Origin of the sequence: Nocardia jiangsuensis, assembly GCF_042650385.1 — a bacterium.
Taxonomy (GTDB): Bacteria; Actinomycetota; Actinomycetes; order Mycobacteriales; family Mycobacteriaceae; genus Nocardia; species Nocardia jiangsuensis.
Genome location: NZ_JBHSAX010000014.1, coordinates 195721 through 210692 on the forward strand (window position 1 = coordinate 195721; position 14972 = coordinate 210692).

Consider the following 14972-nt stretch of genomic DNA (forward strand, 5'->3'; position numbering starts at 1 on the left):
CGGCCGGGATCAGCGGGCGGGCTCGGGGACGGCGGGCTCGGGGACGATGGGCTTCAGCGCGGCGAACCAGGTGGCGTGGAAGACCGCGGCCACCGCTGCGAGCAGGGCGAGGATCGCCGTCCCGGCGAAGACCGGGTACTCGGCCATGGGGACAGCGAGGAAGCGGTAGGCGAGCAGCAGCGCGACGAGCACGGCGGCGCCGAAGAGCACCAGCCGCCAGCGGAACCACCCGTACCCGCGCTCGGGATCGCGCAGCGCCGACTCGACAGCGAGGCAGAGCACGGCGCCCGCGACCAGGTCGACCCCGTAGTGGTAGCCGAAGCCGAGCGTCGCGGTGAGCGTCGCGCAGAGCCAGAAGGTGCCGCCCCAGCGCAGCCAGCGCGGCGCGGGCGAGCCGTCCACGCCCCGCCTGGTGTGCAGGAAGACGGCGAGCGCCCAGGCCGTGTGCATGGACGGCATGCAGTTGCGCGGCGTCACCTGATCGAAGGGGAGCACGCCGGGGCTGCGGTCGATCGGCGGAACGAACTGCGGCCAATAGTTCCCCACCTGCAGCCCGTTCCCGTCCGCGCCGAAGGCGAACATCGGCCCGACCACCGGGAAGATCAGGTACACCACCGGCCCGGCCAGCCCGAGCACCAGGAAGGTGCGCACCAGGTAGTGCCCCGGCCAGCGCCCGGACGAGACCACCCGGCGCAGCTGCCACACCGCGACCACGATCGCCGCCAGCGGCAGCTCGATGTAGACCCAGTGCAGCACCGCGTACACCACCGGCCCGAGCGCGTCGACCACCCGGCCGAGCACCCAGGACGGATCGCCGAGCGCGTGATCGGCCAGCATGACGTACTCGTCCAGCACCCCGGGGTGCGCGAGGATGGTGACGTGCAGCCAGACGTCGCCGACCTTGGTGGCCAGGATGAGCAGCGCGCCGAGCGCGACCGCGTGCAGCGCGGTCCGGCGCCGCAGCCCGCTCCAGCGCCACAGCGCGAGCACGGTGATCCCGGCGAGCACCCAGACCGGTCCGTTGCCGACTGTCGGCGGGTCACCGGCGAGCAGCCTGGCGCCCGCACCGATCAGGTCGATGCCGATCGCCGCGCCCGCCGCGACGAACCGGTCCCGCACGCGCAGCCCGACCAGCGCGAGCACCAGCCCGGCCCACGGCACCGTCATCGACTTCGGGGTGCCGGCGAAGTCCTTCCAGAGGCTGCTCAGCGGCCCCTCGAAGCCCTGCCGCAGCGCCACCGCCTGGAGCCCCGCCAGCAGCAGGCCGACCGCCGCGACGAGCACGATCGAGAGCTGCGCCCGGCGGCTGCGCCGGACAGGGTCCTCCACAAGCATCCGCCCATAGTAAACGGCGTGTGAACAACACCGCCCCCGGTGCTTGAACGGGAGGTCGACGTCAGGGATTCAGCTCGCGCACCAGCGAATCGACCACCGCGATCAGATCGCCCTGGCTGGCCGCCGCCACCCGGCGCTGCCGCTGGTAGTTGGCGCCGTCGCGCGGGATCTCGGCCACCGCGCGCAGCTCGTCGGCGCAGCCCAGCTCGGCCGCGGTCGGCTCCAGCCGGTTCAGCAGGTCGTCCAAGTCGTCGGTGACCAGCCGCTCGTTGCTGTCCGAGTCGGTGATGACGATGGCGTCCAGCCCGTACCTGGCCGCACGCCACTTGTTCTCCTGCACATGCCATACCGGCAGTGTGGGCAGCGTCTCACCGGCCTCGACCCGCTTGTCCAGGTCGACGATCAGGCAGTGGATGAAGGCGGCCAGCGCGCCGAGCTCGCGGTGCGTGGAGACGCCGTCGCAGATCCGCACCTCGATCGTGCCCCACTTCGGCGCGGGCCTGATGTCCCAGTGCATGCCGCCGAGCTGCTCGAAGACCCCGGTCTTGAACTGGTCGTGCACGAATCCCTCGAACTGCGACCACTTCTCGAACTGGAACGGCAACCCGGCGGTGGGCAGCTGCTGGAACATGAGCGCCCGGTTCGAGGCGTAGCCGGTGTCCGAGCCGGACCACATGGGCGAGGAGGCGGAGAGCGCGAGCAGGTGCGGGTAGGAGGGCAGCATCGCGTTCAGGATCGGGAAGACCTTCTCCCGGTGCGACACCCCCACGTGCACGTGCACCCCCCAGATCAGCATCTGCCTGCCCCACCACTGGGTGCGCTCGATCAGCTCGTCGTAGTGCTCGGAGCGGGTGAGCTGCTGCGCCGACCACTGCGCGAACGGGTGCGTGCCCGCGCAGAACAGGTCGACCCCGAGCGGGTCGGCGGCCCGGCGCAGCACGTTCATGGTGCCGGTGAGGTCGTCCAGGGCGGCGCCGACCGTCTCGTGCACCCCGGTGACCAGCTCGACGGTGTTGCGCAGCAGCTCCTTCGAGAGCTGCGGGGTGCCGTCGTGCGCGCGTACCTCGCCGACCTCGTCGAAGACGGCGGCCGCGGTGTTGGAGAGATCGCGGGTCACCTTGTCGACCAGCGCGATCTCCCACTCGATGCCGATGGTCGGCCGGGGCGAACCGTGGAACTCGACGTTCGTTCCGCTGCCCCTGCGATCAGCCCCGGGCATACCGCTCCCCCTAGTGGATGACGCCACAGGCGACGCGGCCCCCCGCGTCACCGGTGGCGAGGGTGGCCTCGTCCGGCCCGGCGACGCCGTCGGCGCGCTGGTACCGGTTCGGGATGTTGCCGAAGTTGTCGGCGTCGGCGTGCACCACGATCGCCTTGTCCTCGATGTCCGCCAGCGTGACGGTGTCGGAGGTGGTGACCAGCGAGGCGGTGCCGTCGCCGCGCACCTGCAGCGAGGTCAGGTCGCCGCTGGCCGGGTGGCTGTTCGCGCTGCCGACCTGGAGGTGCCCGCCCGCGGAGAGGAAGTCGCCCGCGGGGCCGCCGGTCGGGGCGACCGAGTTCGCCTCGCACTTGCCGACCGAGTGGATGTGCAGCCCGTGGAAGCCGGGGCGCAGCCCGCGCGCCTCGACGGTGACCTGCAGGTGCCCGCCGACCTCGGCGAAGCTGACGGTGCCGACCGCCTGGCCCGAGGCGTCCTTCAGGTCGGCACTGGCGCCCGACTCCGAGCCGGAGTGCTCGCCGCCGTGCCCGGACTCGCCCGCGGGGGCGGGGGACGCGGTGAAGACCGGCGGGGTGGTCCCCGTGACATCGGTCGACTCCTGGCTGTTGGAGCAGCCGGCCAGGCCGAACGCCGCGAGCGCGAGTACCGGGGTCACGATCCGCCAGGACGGGCGACGGGACGGGGACGAGGCCATCGGAATGACTCCTTCACGGATGTGGACGGGGTTCGTGCCGATCTTGCCAGGTTCTGATTCGGCACGGCCCGGGGCCCTCGCGGCTACGCTCCGCTCCCGCCTCCGGGCCTGACCCGGTCGTGCCTGGCGAGAGCAGCTCGATCGTGCGAGGGTGACCGGCGGCTATGCCGCTCAGTTACCCGTGACGATGACGATCACACCCGGCTCGGAGCCCGAGATTCCGGCGAAGCGCGGCTCGGCGACCGCGCCGATCTCCGCGGCGATGGCCTCGGCGGCCGCCTGCTCGGCAGGCGAGTCGCCGTAGAAGACGGTGGTTCTGGGGAGCGTGCCGCCCGCGTAGTTGCCGGTCGCGACATTGCTCCAGCCGTTCGCGCCGAGCTCGCTCGCGGTGCGCCCGGCCAGCCCGGCCACCAGGCTGTTGTTCAGCACCCGCACCGGCACCGCGCGGTTCACCGATGGCGCCGTCGGCGGGGGCGGAGGCGGCGGGGCCGCGGTGGTGGTGGTCTCCACCGCGGTCGGGGTCTCCGGCACCGTCGAGGTGGTGCTGGTAGCCGCCGCCGCGCTCGTTGTCGTCACGCGGGGGGCGGTTGTCGTCGGGGCGGCGGTGCTCGTCTCCGTTCCCGGAGTGTCCGCCGCGCTGGAATCGGAGTCCGACAGCGACATCGCACCCAGCCCGGCGAACACGATGGCCAGCGCGATCAACACCATCGCCAGCGCGCGCAGCGGCGGACCGCCGGAGGTGGGATTCGGGTTGCTCACCCGCTCGACCCTAGTCGCTCCGACCGGCGTTCGAGGCCGGTGCCGCCGACACGCGGCACTCCCGGCTCAGACCTGAAAACCGAGGCGCCGCGCGGCCCTTGCCTTCTGCCTGCTCGCGCGCAGCCTGCGCAGCCGCTTCACCAGCATCGGGTCGGCGGCGAGCGCCTCCGGCCGGTCGACGACGGCGTTCAGCACCTGGTAATAGCGGGTGGGGGACATGCCGAACAGTTCGCGGATCGCCTCCTCCTTGGCGCCCGCGTACTTCCACCACTGGCGCTCGAAGGCGAGGATCTCCTGATCGCGCCGGGAGAGGCCGCTCGCGTCCTCCAGCACCGGCTCGTCGGCATCATCCGGGGTGCCGGATGGATTCCGAGCAGCTGCGCCGTCCATCTCGCTCCCTCGCCGAGTTCCCATCACGTGCTGGTCCGACCGGATCATTGAACCACGGGGTGCCGACGGTTTCCGGCCGAGCACCCGGCGTGTTCACTACCTTCCGGTAACCGCAATAATTGCCGCATGGCAATCCTCCCGATCGTGATCGTCGGCGACCCGGTGCTGCACAACCCGACCGAAAAGGTCACCGAGCCGCCGGAGGAGCTGGCGCCGCTGATCGCCGACATGTACGAGACCCTGGACGCCGCGAACGGCGTCGGGCTCGCGGCCAACCAGGTCGGCGTCGCCAAGCGGCTCTTCGTCTACGACTGCCCGGACCGGACCGCCGACGGCAGCACCGTGCGGCGCAGGGGCGCCGTGGTGAACCCGATCCTGGAGACCTCCGCGGTGCCCGAGACCATGCCCGATCCGGACGACGACGACGAGGGCTGCCTCTCCGTCCCCGGCGAGCAGTACCCCACCGGCCGCGCCGACTGGGCGAAGGTCACCGGCACCGACGAGAAGGGCGAGCCGGTCGAGCTGGAGGGCACCGGGTTCTTCGCCAGGATGCTGCAGCACGAGGTCGGCCACCTGGACGGCCTCCTCTACGTGGACGTGCTCGTCGGCAGGCACGCCCGCGCCGCGAAGAAGGCGATCAAGCGGAACGGCTGGGGCACACCGGGGTTGAGCTGGCTGCCGGGTACGGTGCCCGACCCGTTCGGGCACGACTGATGAGCATCGAGCCGCCGACGGCCGAGCGGCTCCCCGCCGTCGGCGACCGGGTGGTCATGCGGTACCGCCTGCCGGCGGGGTATCCGCAGCCGCTCACCGACGTGCTCGGCGAGCTGGTCTCGGTCCAGCCGCCGACCGTGCGCACCGCGGACGGCGCGCTGGTCGAGGTGGCGCCGGACCGGGTGGTCGCGCTGCGCGTGGTTCCGTCCCGGCCGATCCGCACCTCGGAGATCAGGGCGCTGGAGCACGCGGGCGCGGCCGGCTGGCCGGGGGTCGAGCAGACCTGGCTGGACGGCTGGCTGCTGCGGGCCGGCCACGGCTACACGCACCGCGCCAATTCCGCGCTGCCGCTCGGTGATTCGAGCGGCCCGGCGATCGTCGGCCGGGACACGCTGTACCGGATCGGCGCCTGGTACACCGAGCACGGCCTCCCGGTGCAGCTCTGCCTGCCGGACCGGCTGGCGGCGACCCCGCCCGGCTGGCACACCTGGAACGAGACGATCGTGCTCGGCATCGATATCGAGACCATGGTGCTGCCGCAGGGGCCGTCCATGGTGCGCGTCTCGCCCGCGCCCTCGCAGGCCTGGCTGGAGCTGTACCGGTACCGCGGCGGCATCCCGGACCCGGTCGTGCCCCCGCCGCCGCGGCCGGCGCCGGACGTGCTCAACGCCGTCCGGGACGGTGCGCTCGGCTTCGCCGTGCTCGGCGTCCCGCAGCCGATCGCGGTGGCCCGCGGCGCCGTCACCACCGCGCCGGACGGGCGGGTGTGGGTGGGGCTCTCCTGCGTCGCGGTCGCCACCGAGCACCGGCGGCACGGCCTCGGCGCGCTGGTCTGCGCGGAGCTGCTGCGCTGGGGTCAGGAGCGCGGGGCGGGGTACGCCTACGTCCAGGTGGCCGCGGACAACCCCGACGGGCTCGGGCTCTTCCGGGAGATGGGGTTCGTCGAGCACCACCGCTACCGGTACGCCGCCCCGCGGCACAGCTGAAGGGTCACCCGTGCGGATCGCCACCTGGAACGTCAACTCCATCCGCTCCCGGATCGACCGGGTGATCGGCTTCCTCGACCGCCACGACGTCGACGTCCTCGCCATCCAGGAGACCAAGTGCCGGGACGACCAGTTCCCCTTCGAGCGGTTCGACGAGGCCGGGTACGAGGTAGCGCACCTGGGCGTGAACCAGTGGAACGGGGTCGCGATCGCCTCCCGGGTGGGGCTCACCGACGTCGAGGCGGCCTTTCCCGGGCAGCCGGGATTCGACAGGGACGCGGGGGAGTCGCTGCTCGGGGCACCGGTGGTCGAGTCGCGGGCGCTCGGCGCGACCTGCGGCGGGATCCGGGTGTGGAGCCTGTACGTACCGAACGGGCGCGCGCTGGACGACCCGCACTACCGCTACAAACTGGAGTGGCTGGCAGCGCTGCGGCGCACCGGCGAGCAGTGGCTGACCGCCGACCCGGCGGCGAAGATCGCGCTGGTCGGCGACTGGAACATCGCGCCGACCGACGACGACGTCTGGTCCCCGGAGTACTTCGAGAACAGAACGCACACCTCGCAGCCGGAGCGGGACGCCTTCGCCGCCGTCGTCGACACCGGGTACGCCGACGTCATGCGGCCCTTCGCGCCCGGTCCCGGCGTCTACACCTACTGGGACTACACCCAGCTGCGCTTCGCCAGGAAGGAGGGCATGCGGATCGATTTCGTGCTGGCCTCCCCCGCGCTCGCCGCCGGGGTCACCGACGCGATGGTCGACCGGCAGGAGCGCAAGGGCAAGGGCGCGAGCGATCACGCGCCGGTGCTCGTGGAGTTCACCGACTGAGACGGATCAACGCTGGTAGGAGCGTTTTCCGGTAAAACCATCCATATGGTCTTGTTACGCCACGTGCCGGGTTCACGCTGCTAGGGTTACCGGCCATGGGTAGTGAGTCGGCCGTCCGGCCGCGGCAGCGGGCACAGCATCTCGGCCCGCAGCGCAGGCGGCCACAGGTGCTCGACACCGCCCTCACCCTCGCGGTCTCCGAGGGGCTCTCGGCCGTCACCATGGCCTCGATCGCGGACCGGATGCGGGTCACCCGCCCGGTCGTCTACGCCTGCTTCGCGGACCGGGTGCAGCTGATCGACGCGCTGCGCAGGCGCGAGGAGAACTACCTGATCCACGACCTGCTCGCCACGCTCCCCGGCCGCGACCTCGGCACGGACGAGACCGCGGTCGTCACCAGCTTCCGCACCCTGCTACAGCTCACCGCCGCACGCCCGGAGTCGTGGCGCTTCCTCGCCGAGACCCCGGACCCGGTGATCTCCGAGGAGTTCGGCCGGGGCAGGCGGATCGCGGTGAACCGCTGCACGGCGCTGCTGCGCGGCTCCATGCTCGGCTGGGGTACCACCGCCGCCGACCGCAAGCTGCCGGTGCTGGTCGACCAGTGGCTGGCCGCGGGCGAGGGTGCGGTGCAGACGCTGATGGCGGGGAACGCCGACTGGACACCGGAGGATCTCGGCGATTTCGTCGGAGGTCAGGTGTTCCGGATGTTGCGCGACGCGTAGCGGGTAGGGTCGGCCGCGCACAACTTCATCGTCGAAACGGGGGCTCGCACCAGCGGGCTGAGAGGACGGCTAGGGCCGTCGACCGTATGAACCTGACCGGGTAATGCCGGCGTAGGGAGTGACATCGTGACAGCTGTCGACAGCGTGACCACCGGGCCCATCGAGGGCAGCGTGAAGCATTATCTGGAAGTGGACGACCTGCGGGTTCCGGTGCGCCGGATTCCGCTCAGCAATGGTGAGCACCTCGATGTGTACGACACGTCGGGGCCGTACACCGACTCCGCCGCGGCCATCGACCTGGCGGCCGGGCTGCCCGCGCTCCGGGACACCTGGGAGCGGCCGGCGGGCGATGGCCCGCGCACTCAGCTCGCCTGGGCGCGGGCGGGGTTCGTGACCCCGGAGATGCGGTTCGTCGCCGCGCGCGAGGGCGTCGAGCCCGAACTGGTGCGTGCCGAGGTCGCCGCTGGACGTGCGGTGATTCCGGCCAACCGCAACCATCCGGAGCTGGAGCCGACGGTGATCGGCAAGAAGTTCCTGGTGAAGATCAACGCCAATATCGGCAACTCGGCGGTCTCCTCGTCCATCGCGGAGGAGGTGGAGAAGATGGTCTGGGCCACCCGCTGGGGCGCCGACACCATCATGGATCTCTCCACCGGCAGGAACATCCACGAGACCCGCGAGTGGATCCTGCGCAATTCGCCGGTCCCGGTCGGCACCGTGCCGATCTACCAGGCGCTGGAGCAGGTGAACGGCGATCCGACCCAGCTCACCTGGGAGCTGTACCGGGACACCGTGATCGAGCAGGCCGAGCAGGGCGTCGACTACATGACCGTGCACGCCGGCGTGCTGCTGCGCTACATCCCGCTCACCGCCGAGCGGGTCACCGGCATCGTCTCCCGGGGCGGCTCCATCATGGCCGCGTGGTGCCTGGCGCACCATCGGGAGTCGTTCCTGTACACGCACTTCGAGGAGCTCTGCGAGATCCTGGCGCGCTACGACGTCACCTTCTCGCTCGGCGACGGGCTGCGCCCCGGCTCGATCGCCGACGCCAACGACGCCGCGCAATTCGCCGAGCTGCGCACCCTCGGCGAGCTCACCGCGATCGCGAAATCCCATGGGGTGCAGGTGATGATCGAGGGCCCCGGCCACGTGCCGATGCACAAGATCGTGGAGAACGTGCGGCTGGAGGAGGAGCTCTGCGCGGAGGCGCCCTTCTACACCCTCGGCCCGCTCGCCACCGATATCGCGCCCGCCTACGACCACATCACCTCGGCCATCGGCGCCGCGATGATCGCCCAGGCGGGCACCGCCATGCTCTGCTACGTCACCCCCAAGGAGCACCTCGGCCTGCCGAACCGGGACGACGTCAAGGTCGGGGTGATCACCTACAAGATCGCCGCGCACAGCGCCGACCTGGCCAAGCAGCACCCGCACGCGCAGCGGCGCGACGACGCGCTCTCGCGCGCGCGCTTCGAGTTCCGCTGGCGCGACCAGTTCGCGCTCTCGCTCGATCCCGACACCGCGCGGGAATACCACGACGAGACCATGCCCGCCGAGCCCGCCAAGACCGCGCACTTCTGCTCCATGTGCGGGCCGAAGTTCTGCTCCATGCGCATCTCCGCGGACGTGCGCGCGTACGCCGCGAAGAACGACCTCACCGATGTCGAGGCCATCGAGGCGGGGATGGTCGAGAAGTCGGCGGAGTTCGCCGGGAGGGGTTCGCAGGTCTACCTGCCCGTCGTGCCCTGAGGTGGTCACGGGCCCCGCGCCTGCCTGGACTGTGCGGGGCGGGGCTCCGCTCCACGGCGCGGGTCCCCTTCGCGGGGCGAGGCTCCGCCCCCGCAGCGATGCGACTCCTCGCTGTGCGACGTGCGACGCTCGACTCTCCGCTCGTACCGGCGTGCGAATCGCGATCCACCGAGTGCTGTCGGACCTCACCGAGGGCTGCGCACCCGCCGGTTCGAGGCCGGGGCAGAATCTGCGGTGACGACCAGCGAGAGGACGATGCCGTGACCGATGCCTTCTACCTGCCGGACCCGGACGACGAGCGGCGTTACCACTCGACCGAGCTGACCCGCGGCCCGTGGTCTCCGGACGCGCAGCACGCGGGACCGCCGTCGGCGCTGCTCGGGCACGTGCTGGAGCGGTGCGAGCCGAAGCCGGGGTTCCAGATCGGGCGGGTGGCGGTGGAGATCCTCGGCCCGGTGCCGCTGGCGCCGCTCACGGCGACGGCGCGGCTGGTGCGGCCGGGGCGCAGCGTGGAGTTGCTGGAGGCGACGCTGGAGTCCGAGCGCGGGCCGGTGATGCGGGCGAATGCCTGGCGCTTCAAGCTGGCCGAGCCGGAGCTGGACGTGCCCGCGGAGTTCCTGCCCACCGGCTCTCGGCCCGGCCCGGAGCAGGCGCCGGATCCGGAGGTGTTCCCCTCGACCCAGCCGGTCGGGTTCCACACCGGCATCGAGTACCGGTTCGCGGCGGGCTCGTTCATGAAGCCGGGTCCGGCGGTGTGCTGGATCCGGCTCAGGTACCCGATCGTCGCGGGCACCACCCCGAGCCCCCTGGAGCGCACCCTGGCCGCCGCCGACTCCGGCAACGGGGTCAGCTCCGTCCTGGACTGGGACCGCTACCTGTTCATCAATACCGATCTCACCGTCACCCTGCACCGCCACCCGGCGGGCGAGTGGGTCTGCCTGGACGCCGTCACCCTCCCGCAGCGGCACGGCATCGGCCTCGCCGAGACCGCCCTCTTCGACGAGAAGGGCCCCCTCGGCCGCGGCACCCAGACCCTCTACCTCGGCCGCCGCTGAGACGGGCCACGGCCGCCGCCGAAACGCTCACCGCTTCCCGCGATACTCCCAGCGCCCCGCGAACTCCCCCGGCGCGGGCGGCGGTCCGGGCAGCTCGGGCCCACCGGACTCCATCCCGGCGATGAGCAGGGCCAATGTGCGCCTGCGCAACTCGACCGTCCGCACCGGGTCCGGCAGGGCGACGGCGGAGCACGCTTCCAGCACCAAACTCAGGTCGGACGCCCCGACATCGGCGCGCAACCGCCCGCTCTCGTGCGCCCGGCGCACCAGGGACGCAGCGATCTCCCCGGCCCGCCGCACATCCGGCAGGATCGATTCGTCCGGCGCGAAGGCCCCCGCCAACCGCACGGTCAGCGAGTGCACATCCGCATCGACCACGGACTCCAGGAACCGCACCAGCCCCGCCCACCCGTCGGGAACCTCCAGCGCGGCCGAACCGAGCGTGCAGTACTTCCGCAACCCTTCGTAGCAGAGCGTCCGCAGCAGCACCTCCTTGCTCGGATAGCGCCGATACAGCGCACTGATCCCCACCCCGGCCCGCTCGGCGACCGCCGAGATCGGCGCACCGGGGTCGGCGAGGAACACCGCCCGCGCGGCATCGAGGATGAGCCCGTCGTTGCGCGCGGCCTGCGCCTTGCGCCCGGGAAGCGATTCGCTCATGCCTCCGAGATTACCACTTGAACGGAATGATCCGTTCCGCTACTGTCTGAACGGAACAAACCATTCTGTTCCAGAGATGAGGCACCCGATGATCCGTCCCTTCCGCATCGAGATCCCCCAGTCCGACCTGGACGACCTGCACAGCCGCCTGGCCCGCACCCGCTGGGCGGATCAGATCCCCGGCTCCGGCGACGCCTACGGCGTCACCACCGACCGCGTCCGCCACCTGGTCGAGCAGTGGCAGCGGCTGGACTGGCGCGCACTGGAGGCGAAGCTCAACGAGCACCCGCAGTTCAGCACCGAGATCGACGGCCAGGACATCCACTTCCTGCACCTGAAGTCGAAGCGCGACACCGGCTTCCCGCTGCTCCTGCTGCACGGCTGGCCGGGCACCTTCGCCGAGTTCCTCGCCGTCGCGGGCCCGCTCACCGAGGCCGGCTACGACCTGGTGATCCCGTCGCTGCCCGGCTACGCCTTCTCCGGCCCGACCACCTCGACCGGCTGGAACGACCAGCGCACCGCCCGCGCCCTCGCCGAGCTCATGGAACGGCTCGGCTACGACCGTTTCGGCGTGGTCGGCAACGACCACGGGGCACAGATCGCGCCGCAGCTGGGGCGGATCGCGCCGGTGTCGGGGGTGCACGTGTCGCAGGTGTTCTCGTTCCCCTCGGGCGACCCGGCCGAGTTCGCCGACCTGACCGAGGACGAGCAGTCCGCGCTCGCCACGCTCACCTGGTTCGCGGAGAACAAGATGAGCTTCAACACCCTGCACTCGCAGCAGCCGCAGACCCTCGCACACGCCATCGTCGACTCACCCGCCGGGCTGGCCGGCTGGAACAGCCAGCTGCTCGGCCCCGACCTGGACGACGAATTCGTGCTCACGCACCTCGCGCTGCACTGGTTCTCCGGCAGCGCGGGCTCGGCCGTCCGGCAGTACTACGAGAACGCGAAGGCGCCGCGGCAGGCCGAGCCGACCACGGTCCCGCTCGCGCTCTCCGGCTCGATCGGCGACTTCCACGGCATCCGCCGCTTCGCCGAGCGCGACCACACCGCGATCGTCTCCTGGCGGGTGCACGACGTGCCCACCCACTACCTGCACCACGCCGCGCCGGAGCTCGCCGCCGCCGAGATCGCCGAATTCTTCGCCGAGTACCGCTAACCGCGGGCGGTATATCAGGTGCCGCTGCCGCGGGCGGAGATCTGCTGCACCGCCCAGCTGTTGCCGTCCGGGTCGTCGAAGAAGAAGAAGCCGACATTGTCCAGCGGGTCTGGTACCTCGCGCGGGTTCGCCCCGATCACCTGGACGTCGGAGACCGCGACCCCGCGCTCCACCAGCTCGGCGTGCGCCGCGTGGACATCGGGCACCACCAGCTGCAGCCCCTTGAGCGAGCCGGGAACCATCTCCGGCACCGCCCCGCTGCCGATCACGATCGAGCACCCGGACCCGGGCGGGGTGAGCTGCACGATCCGGATCGCGGCGCCGTCCGGAGCCTGCCCGGTGGTGTCGTGGTCGATGTCGAAACCGACCCCTTCGGAGTAGAAACGCTTGGCCCGGTCGATATCGGACACCGGGACGACGACGACCTCGAGGGTCCACTTCACCGGCGGCACTCCCTTCACGCGATTGGTGCCGCTGACGCTACTGGAGCACCGCGTATGTTTCCGAGACTCCGGGCCATGTTCCGCCCGCGCTCCCCCCGGTGTACTGGGATCACCTCCCGCTCAACCCTTCCGAGCGGGATCGGACGAGGAGGCAGGGACATGCGAATCGCGGTTTTCGGAGCGACCGGGACGGTGGGCAGGCTCGTGGTCCAGCAGGGGCTGGAGCGCGACCACGAGATCACCGCCTTCACCAGAAACGCGGCCGGCGTCGGCGCCGCGCACCCGAACCTGCGGGTGGTCACCGGCGACGTGCTCGAGGTGGCGGCGGTGCAGCGCGCGGTCGGCGGGCAGGATGCGGTGATCGTCGCGCTCGGCAACGGCCGCAAGGGCGTCGTCCGCGCGGAGGGCACCCGCACGGTCATGGAGGCCATGCGCCGGACCGGGGTCGAGCGGCTGGTCTGCCAGACCACGCTCGGCGCGGGCGACAGCAGGGCGAACCTGAACTTCCTCTGGAAGTACGTCATGTTCGGCCTGCTGCTGCGCCCCGCCTACGCCGACCACCAGCTCCAGGAGCGGTACGTCCGGGAGGCGACCGACCTGCGCTGGACCCTGGTCCGGCCGAGCGCCTTCACCGACGGCCCCGCCACCGGCACCTTCCAGCGCGGCTTCGGGGCCGAGATGTCGGGGCTGGCCCTGAAGATCTCCAGGGCCGACATCGCCGGGTTCCTGCTGGACCAGGTCACCGACGAGACCTACCTGAACCGGGCCGTCGGGATCTCGGACTAGCCGAGCGCGTGGTTCGCCACGAAGGCTGCGCCTGGCGCGACGGCGTCCCTGACCCGGCAGAGCCGGGCCCAGTCCTCGCCGTCGTAGAACCTGCCCGACTCCACCCGGTTCTCCGCGAAGGTCGGGACCAGATTCGGCCGCGACCAGGCCGACATGGCCCTGACCACGCCGAACGCCGCCGCCCGGCCCGCGACCGCGGCCTGCGGGGTCGGCGCGACCGCCATCGTGAGCAGGGCGAACTCGCCGGGCACGTGCGCGAGTGCGCCGCCGTCGACGGCGGGCCTGCCGAGCGCGCCGCCGAGGTGCCGCAGCTCGGCGAAAATGAGCCCGTGGTCGACCCCGTCGCCGACCCGGTCCAGGAGGGCCGCGACGGCGGCGGCGTCGAGCGGGCCGAGCACGCTGTGGTCGCCGACGACCGGGGTGGGGGCGGGCGGGTCCAGGTGCGTGAAGAGCAGCTGGGCGGCCGGGATGCGGGCGAAGGTGTCGATCTCCGGGGCGAGCGCGCGCAGCGGGGCGAGGACCGCGGCGGCGGTGTCGTCGTCGGCCAGGATCGCGCCGTCGACGATCACCAGGTCGCGCCCGGCCAGGAACGGCGGCAGCTCGGGCAGCGGCGGGAAGCTCATGATCCGCAGCGCGGTGGTCGCGGACTCCGGCGCGGTGCGGCTCCACTCGGCGTAGGCGGCGACCACCTCGGCGGCGCGGGCGCGATCCCAGAGCAGCATGCCGGCGAACACGTCGGCGTAGGGCAGCAGGTCGAACTCGGCCGCCACCACGACGCCGAAGTTGCCGCCGCCGCCCCGGAGCGCCCAGAACAGGTCGGGATGCTCGGTCGCGGTCGCCCGCACCAGCGTGCCGTCGGGCAGCACCACCTCGAGCGCGCGCACCGCGTTGGCCGCGACGCCGTGCTTGCGGGCGTAGAAGGAGAGCCCGCCGCCGAGCAGGTAGCCGATCACCCCGACGTCGGGGGCGCTGCCGTGCAGTGCGGTCAGGCCGTGCGCGGCCGCGGCCTCGATCACCGGCAGCCACTGGGTGCCGCCGAGCACCCGCGCCACCCGCGCCTCCGGGTCGATGGTGACGCCGGTGAACCCGGTGAGCCGGAGCAGCAGCACGTCGTCGAGCGGCCGCTCGCCCAGCGGGTTGGCACCGTGCCCGGTGCTCTGCGGGGCCACCCTCAGCCCGGCCGCGGCAGCCGCCCTGACCAGCCCGATCACCTCGTCGAGGCTGCGCGGCAGCGCGACGGCCGCGGGCCGCAGGTCGACGGCGAGGTTCCACGGGGTGCGGGCCGCGTCGTACCCGGGCTCACCGGGCAGGTGCAGCTCGCCGTTGCCGCGGAGCGAGTCGAGCGGGAGGGTGCCGGTCATGGTCGGGCCTTTCGATCGGTGCGATGTGCGCTCAACTCTGCGAGCCGCGAGCGGCGCGCGACATCCCGTTCAATCAGGGAAAACCTACCCGTCGGTTCTGGTGGGTGCCGGTCC

General features: G+C 71.9%; 16 protein-coding genes and 1 riboswitch. Of the genes, 8 read left to right on the plus strand and 8 right to left on the minus strand.

The features are described 5' to 3' along the window. Nucleotides 1-9: 9 nt before the first annotated feature. The 5 genes from ACFO0B_RS15185 to ACFO0B_RS15205 all read right to left on the minus strand — a co-directional run bounded on the left by ACFO0B_RS15185 (nucleotide 10) and on the right by ACFO0B_RS15205 (nucleotide 4397). On the minus strand, nucleotides 10-1335 hold the full coding sequence (locus ACFO0B_RS15185) for a phosphatase PAP2 family protein (RefSeq protein WP_378613073.1): 1326 nt from the start codon (nucleotides 1333-1335) through the stop codon (nucleotides 10-12). 61 nt (nucleotides 1336-1396) lie between these two features. Continuing rightward, complete coding sequence (locus ACFO0B_RS15190; RefSeq protein WP_378613074.1) at nucleotides 1397-2554, minus strand: glutamate--cysteine ligase; 1158 nt, start codon at nucleotides 2552-2554, stop codon at nucleotides 1397-1399. A gap of 10 nt (nucleotides 2555-2564) precedes the next feature. Beyond that, nucleotides 2565-3248, minus strand: a complete 684-nt coding sequence (sodC, locus tag ACFO0B_RS15195) for a superoxide dismutase[Cu-Zn] (RefSeq protein WP_378613076.1) — start codon at nucleotides 3246-3248, stop codon at nucleotides 2565-2567. A 171-nt stretch (nucleotides 3249-3419) separates the two neighbouring features. Beyond that, nucleotides 3420-4007, minus strand: coding sequence for a LytR C-terminal domain-containing protein (locus ACFO0B_RS15200; RefSeq protein ID WP_378613078.1), 588 nt, complete (start codon nucleotides 4005-4007; stop codon nucleotides 3420-3422). A 66-nt stretch (nucleotides 4008-4073) separates the two neighbouring features. Next, nucleotides 4074-4397, minus strand: a complete 324-nt coding sequence (locus tag ACFO0B_RS15205; RefSeq protein ID WP_233020840.1) for a DUF3263 domain-containing protein — start codon at nucleotides 4395-4397, stop codon at nucleotides 4074-4076. A 126-nt stretch (nucleotides 4398-4523) separates the two neighbouring features. On the opposite strand from ACFO0B_RS15205, the gene ACFO0B_RS15210 reads away from it, so the two are divergent. From ACFO0B_RS15210 to ACFO0B_RS15235, 6 genes are all read left to right on the plus strand, one after another. Beyond that, a complete protein-coding gene (locus ACFO0B_RS15210; protein ID WP_378613080.1) occupies nucleotides 4524-5111 on the plus strand; it encodes a peptide deformylase in 588 nt (195 codons plus the stop codon). Further along, a complete protein-coding gene (locus ACFO0B_RS15215; protein WP_378613081.1) occupies nucleotides 5111-6097 on the plus strand; it encodes an N-acetylglutamate synthase, CG3035 family in 987 nt (328 codons plus the stop codon). The genes ACFO0B_RS15210 and ACFO0B_RS15215 overlap by 1 nt, the downstream gene beginning before the upstream one ends. Nucleotides 6098-6107: 10 nt before the next feature. Next, nucleotides 6108-6923: an exodeoxyribonuclease III gene (locus tag ACFO0B_RS15220; protein ID WP_378613082.1), complete on the plus strand. Its 816-nt coding sequence runs from the start codon at nucleotides 6108-6110 to the stop codon at nucleotides 6921-6923. 95 nt (nucleotides 6924-7018) lie between these two features. Next, nucleotides 7019-7645: a TetR/AcrR family transcriptional regulator gene (locus tag ACFO0B_RS15225; RefSeq protein WP_378613084.1), complete on the plus strand. Its 627-nt coding sequence runs from the start codon at nucleotides 7019-7021 to the stop codon at nucleotides 7643-7645. A 25-nt stretch (nucleotides 7646-7670) separates the two neighbouring features. Further along, nucleotides 7671-7780: riboswitch (TPP riboswitch) on the plus strand. Then, the gene (thiC, locus tag ACFO0B_RS15230) at nucleotides 7769-9394 is read left to right on the plus strand and encodes a phosphomethylpyrimidine synthase ThiC (RefSeq protein WP_378613812.1); all 1626 of its coding nucleotides are present in this window, start codon (nucleotides 7769-7771) and stop codon (nucleotides 9392-9394) included. It overlaps the preceding riboswitch by 12 nt. A 260-nt stretch (nucleotides 9395-9654) precedes the next feature. Beyond that, nucleotides 9655-10449, plus strand: coding sequence for a thioesterase family protein (locus ACFO0B_RS15235; RefSeq protein WP_378613085.1), 795 nt, complete (start codon nucleotides 9655-9657; stop codon nucleotides 10447-10449). A 27-nt stretch (nucleotides 10450-10476) separates the two neighbouring features. Here ACFO0B_RS15235 and ACFO0B_RS15240 read toward each other — a convergent pair whose 3' ends face one another. Then, nucleotides 10477-11109 carry a TetR/AcrR family transcriptional regulator gene (locus ACFO0B_RS15240; RefSeq protein ID WP_378613086.1) on the minus strand — a complete coding sequence of 211 codons (633 nt, stop codon included), beginning with the start codon at nucleotides 11107-11109 and terminating at the stop codon, nucleotides 10477-10479. An 88-nt stretch (nucleotides 11110-11197) separates the two neighbouring features. On the opposite strand from ACFO0B_RS15240, the gene ACFO0B_RS15245 reads away from it, so the two are divergent. Continuing rightward, entirely contained in the window at nucleotides 11198-12268 is a 1071-nt protein-coding gene (locus ACFO0B_RS15245; protein ID WP_378613088.1) for an epoxide hydrolase family protein, read from the plus strand. 14 nt (nucleotides 12269-12282) lie between these two features. On the opposite strand, the gene ACFO0B_RS15250 is transcribed toward ACFO0B_RS15245, so the two are convergent. Continuing rightward, on the minus strand, nucleotides 12283-12711 hold the full coding sequence (locus ACFO0B_RS15250) for a VOC family protein (RefSeq protein WP_378613089.1): 429 nt from the start codon (nucleotides 12709-12711) through the stop codon (nucleotides 12283-12285). Nucleotides 12712-12870: 159 nt separating this feature from the next. On the opposite strand from ACFO0B_RS15250, the gene ACFO0B_RS15255 reads away from it, so the two are divergent. Continuing rightward, nucleotides 12871-13497, plus strand: coding sequence for an NAD(P)-dependent oxidoreductase (locus ACFO0B_RS15255; RefSeq protein ID WP_378613090.1), 627 nt, complete (start codon nucleotides 12871-12873; stop codon nucleotides 13495-13497). Here ACFO0B_RS15255 and ACFO0B_RS15260 read toward each other — a convergent pair. Further along, the gene (locus ACFO0B_RS15260; RefSeq protein WP_378613091.1) at nucleotides 13494-14858 is read right to left on the minus strand and encodes an FAD-binding oxidoreductase; all 1365 of its coding nucleotides are present in this window, start codon (nucleotides 14856-14858) and stop codon (nucleotides 13494-13496) included. The two genes, ACFO0B_RS15255 and ACFO0B_RS15260, sit on opposite strands and share 4 nt — an antisense overlap. Between the last annotated feature and the right edge of the window lie 114 nt (nucleotides 14859-14972).

Bases quoted from the DNA above. Each gene is read 5' to 3' on its own strand.
- ACFO0B_RS15185 (WP_378613073.1), bottom strand. From the start codon at position 1,335: ATGCTTGTGGAGGACCCTGTCCGGCGCAGCCGCCGGGCGCAGCTCTCG.
- ACFO0B_RS15190 (WP_378613074.1), bottom strand. From the start codon at position 2,554: ATGCCCGGGGCTGATCGCAGGGGCAGCGGAACGAACGTCGAGTTCCAC.
- sodC (WP_378613076.1), bottom strand. From the start codon at position 3,248: ATGGCCTCGTCCCCGTCCCGTCGCCCGTCCTGGCGGATCGTGACCCCG.
- ACFO0B_RS15205 (WP_233020840.1), bottom strand. From the start codon at position 4,397: ATGGACGGCGCAGCTGCTCGGAATCCATCCGGCACCCCGGATGATGCC.
- ACFO0B_RS15210 (WP_378613080.1), top strand. From the start codon at position 4,524: ATGGCAATCCTCCCGATCGTGATCGTCGGCGACCCGGTGCTGCACAAC.
- ACFO0B_RS15215 (WP_378613081.1), top strand. From the start codon at position 5,111: ATGAGCATCGAGCCGCCGACGGCCGAGCGGCTCCCCGCCGTCGGCGAC.
- ACFO0B_RS15225 (WP_378613084.1), top strand. From the start codon at position 7,019: ATGGGTAGTGAGTCGGCCGTCCGGCCGCGGCAGCGGGCACAGCATCTC.
- ACFO0B_RS15240 (WP_378613086.1), bottom strand. From the start codon at position 11,109: ATGAGCGAATCGCTTCCCGGGCGCAAGGCGCAGGCCGCGCGCAACGAC.
- ACFO0B_RS15245 (WP_378613088.1), top strand. From the start codon at position 11,198: ATGATCCGTCCCTTCCGCATCGAGATCCCCCAGTCCGACCTGGACGAC.
- ACFO0B_RS15255 (WP_378613090.1), top strand. From the start codon at position 12,871: ATGCGAATCGCGGTTTTCGGAGCGACCGGGACGGTGGGCAGGCTCGTG.
- ACFO0B_RS15260 (WP_378613091.1), bottom strand. From the start codon at position 14,858: ATGACCGGCACCCTCCCGCTCGACTCGCTCCGCGGCAACGGCGAGCTG.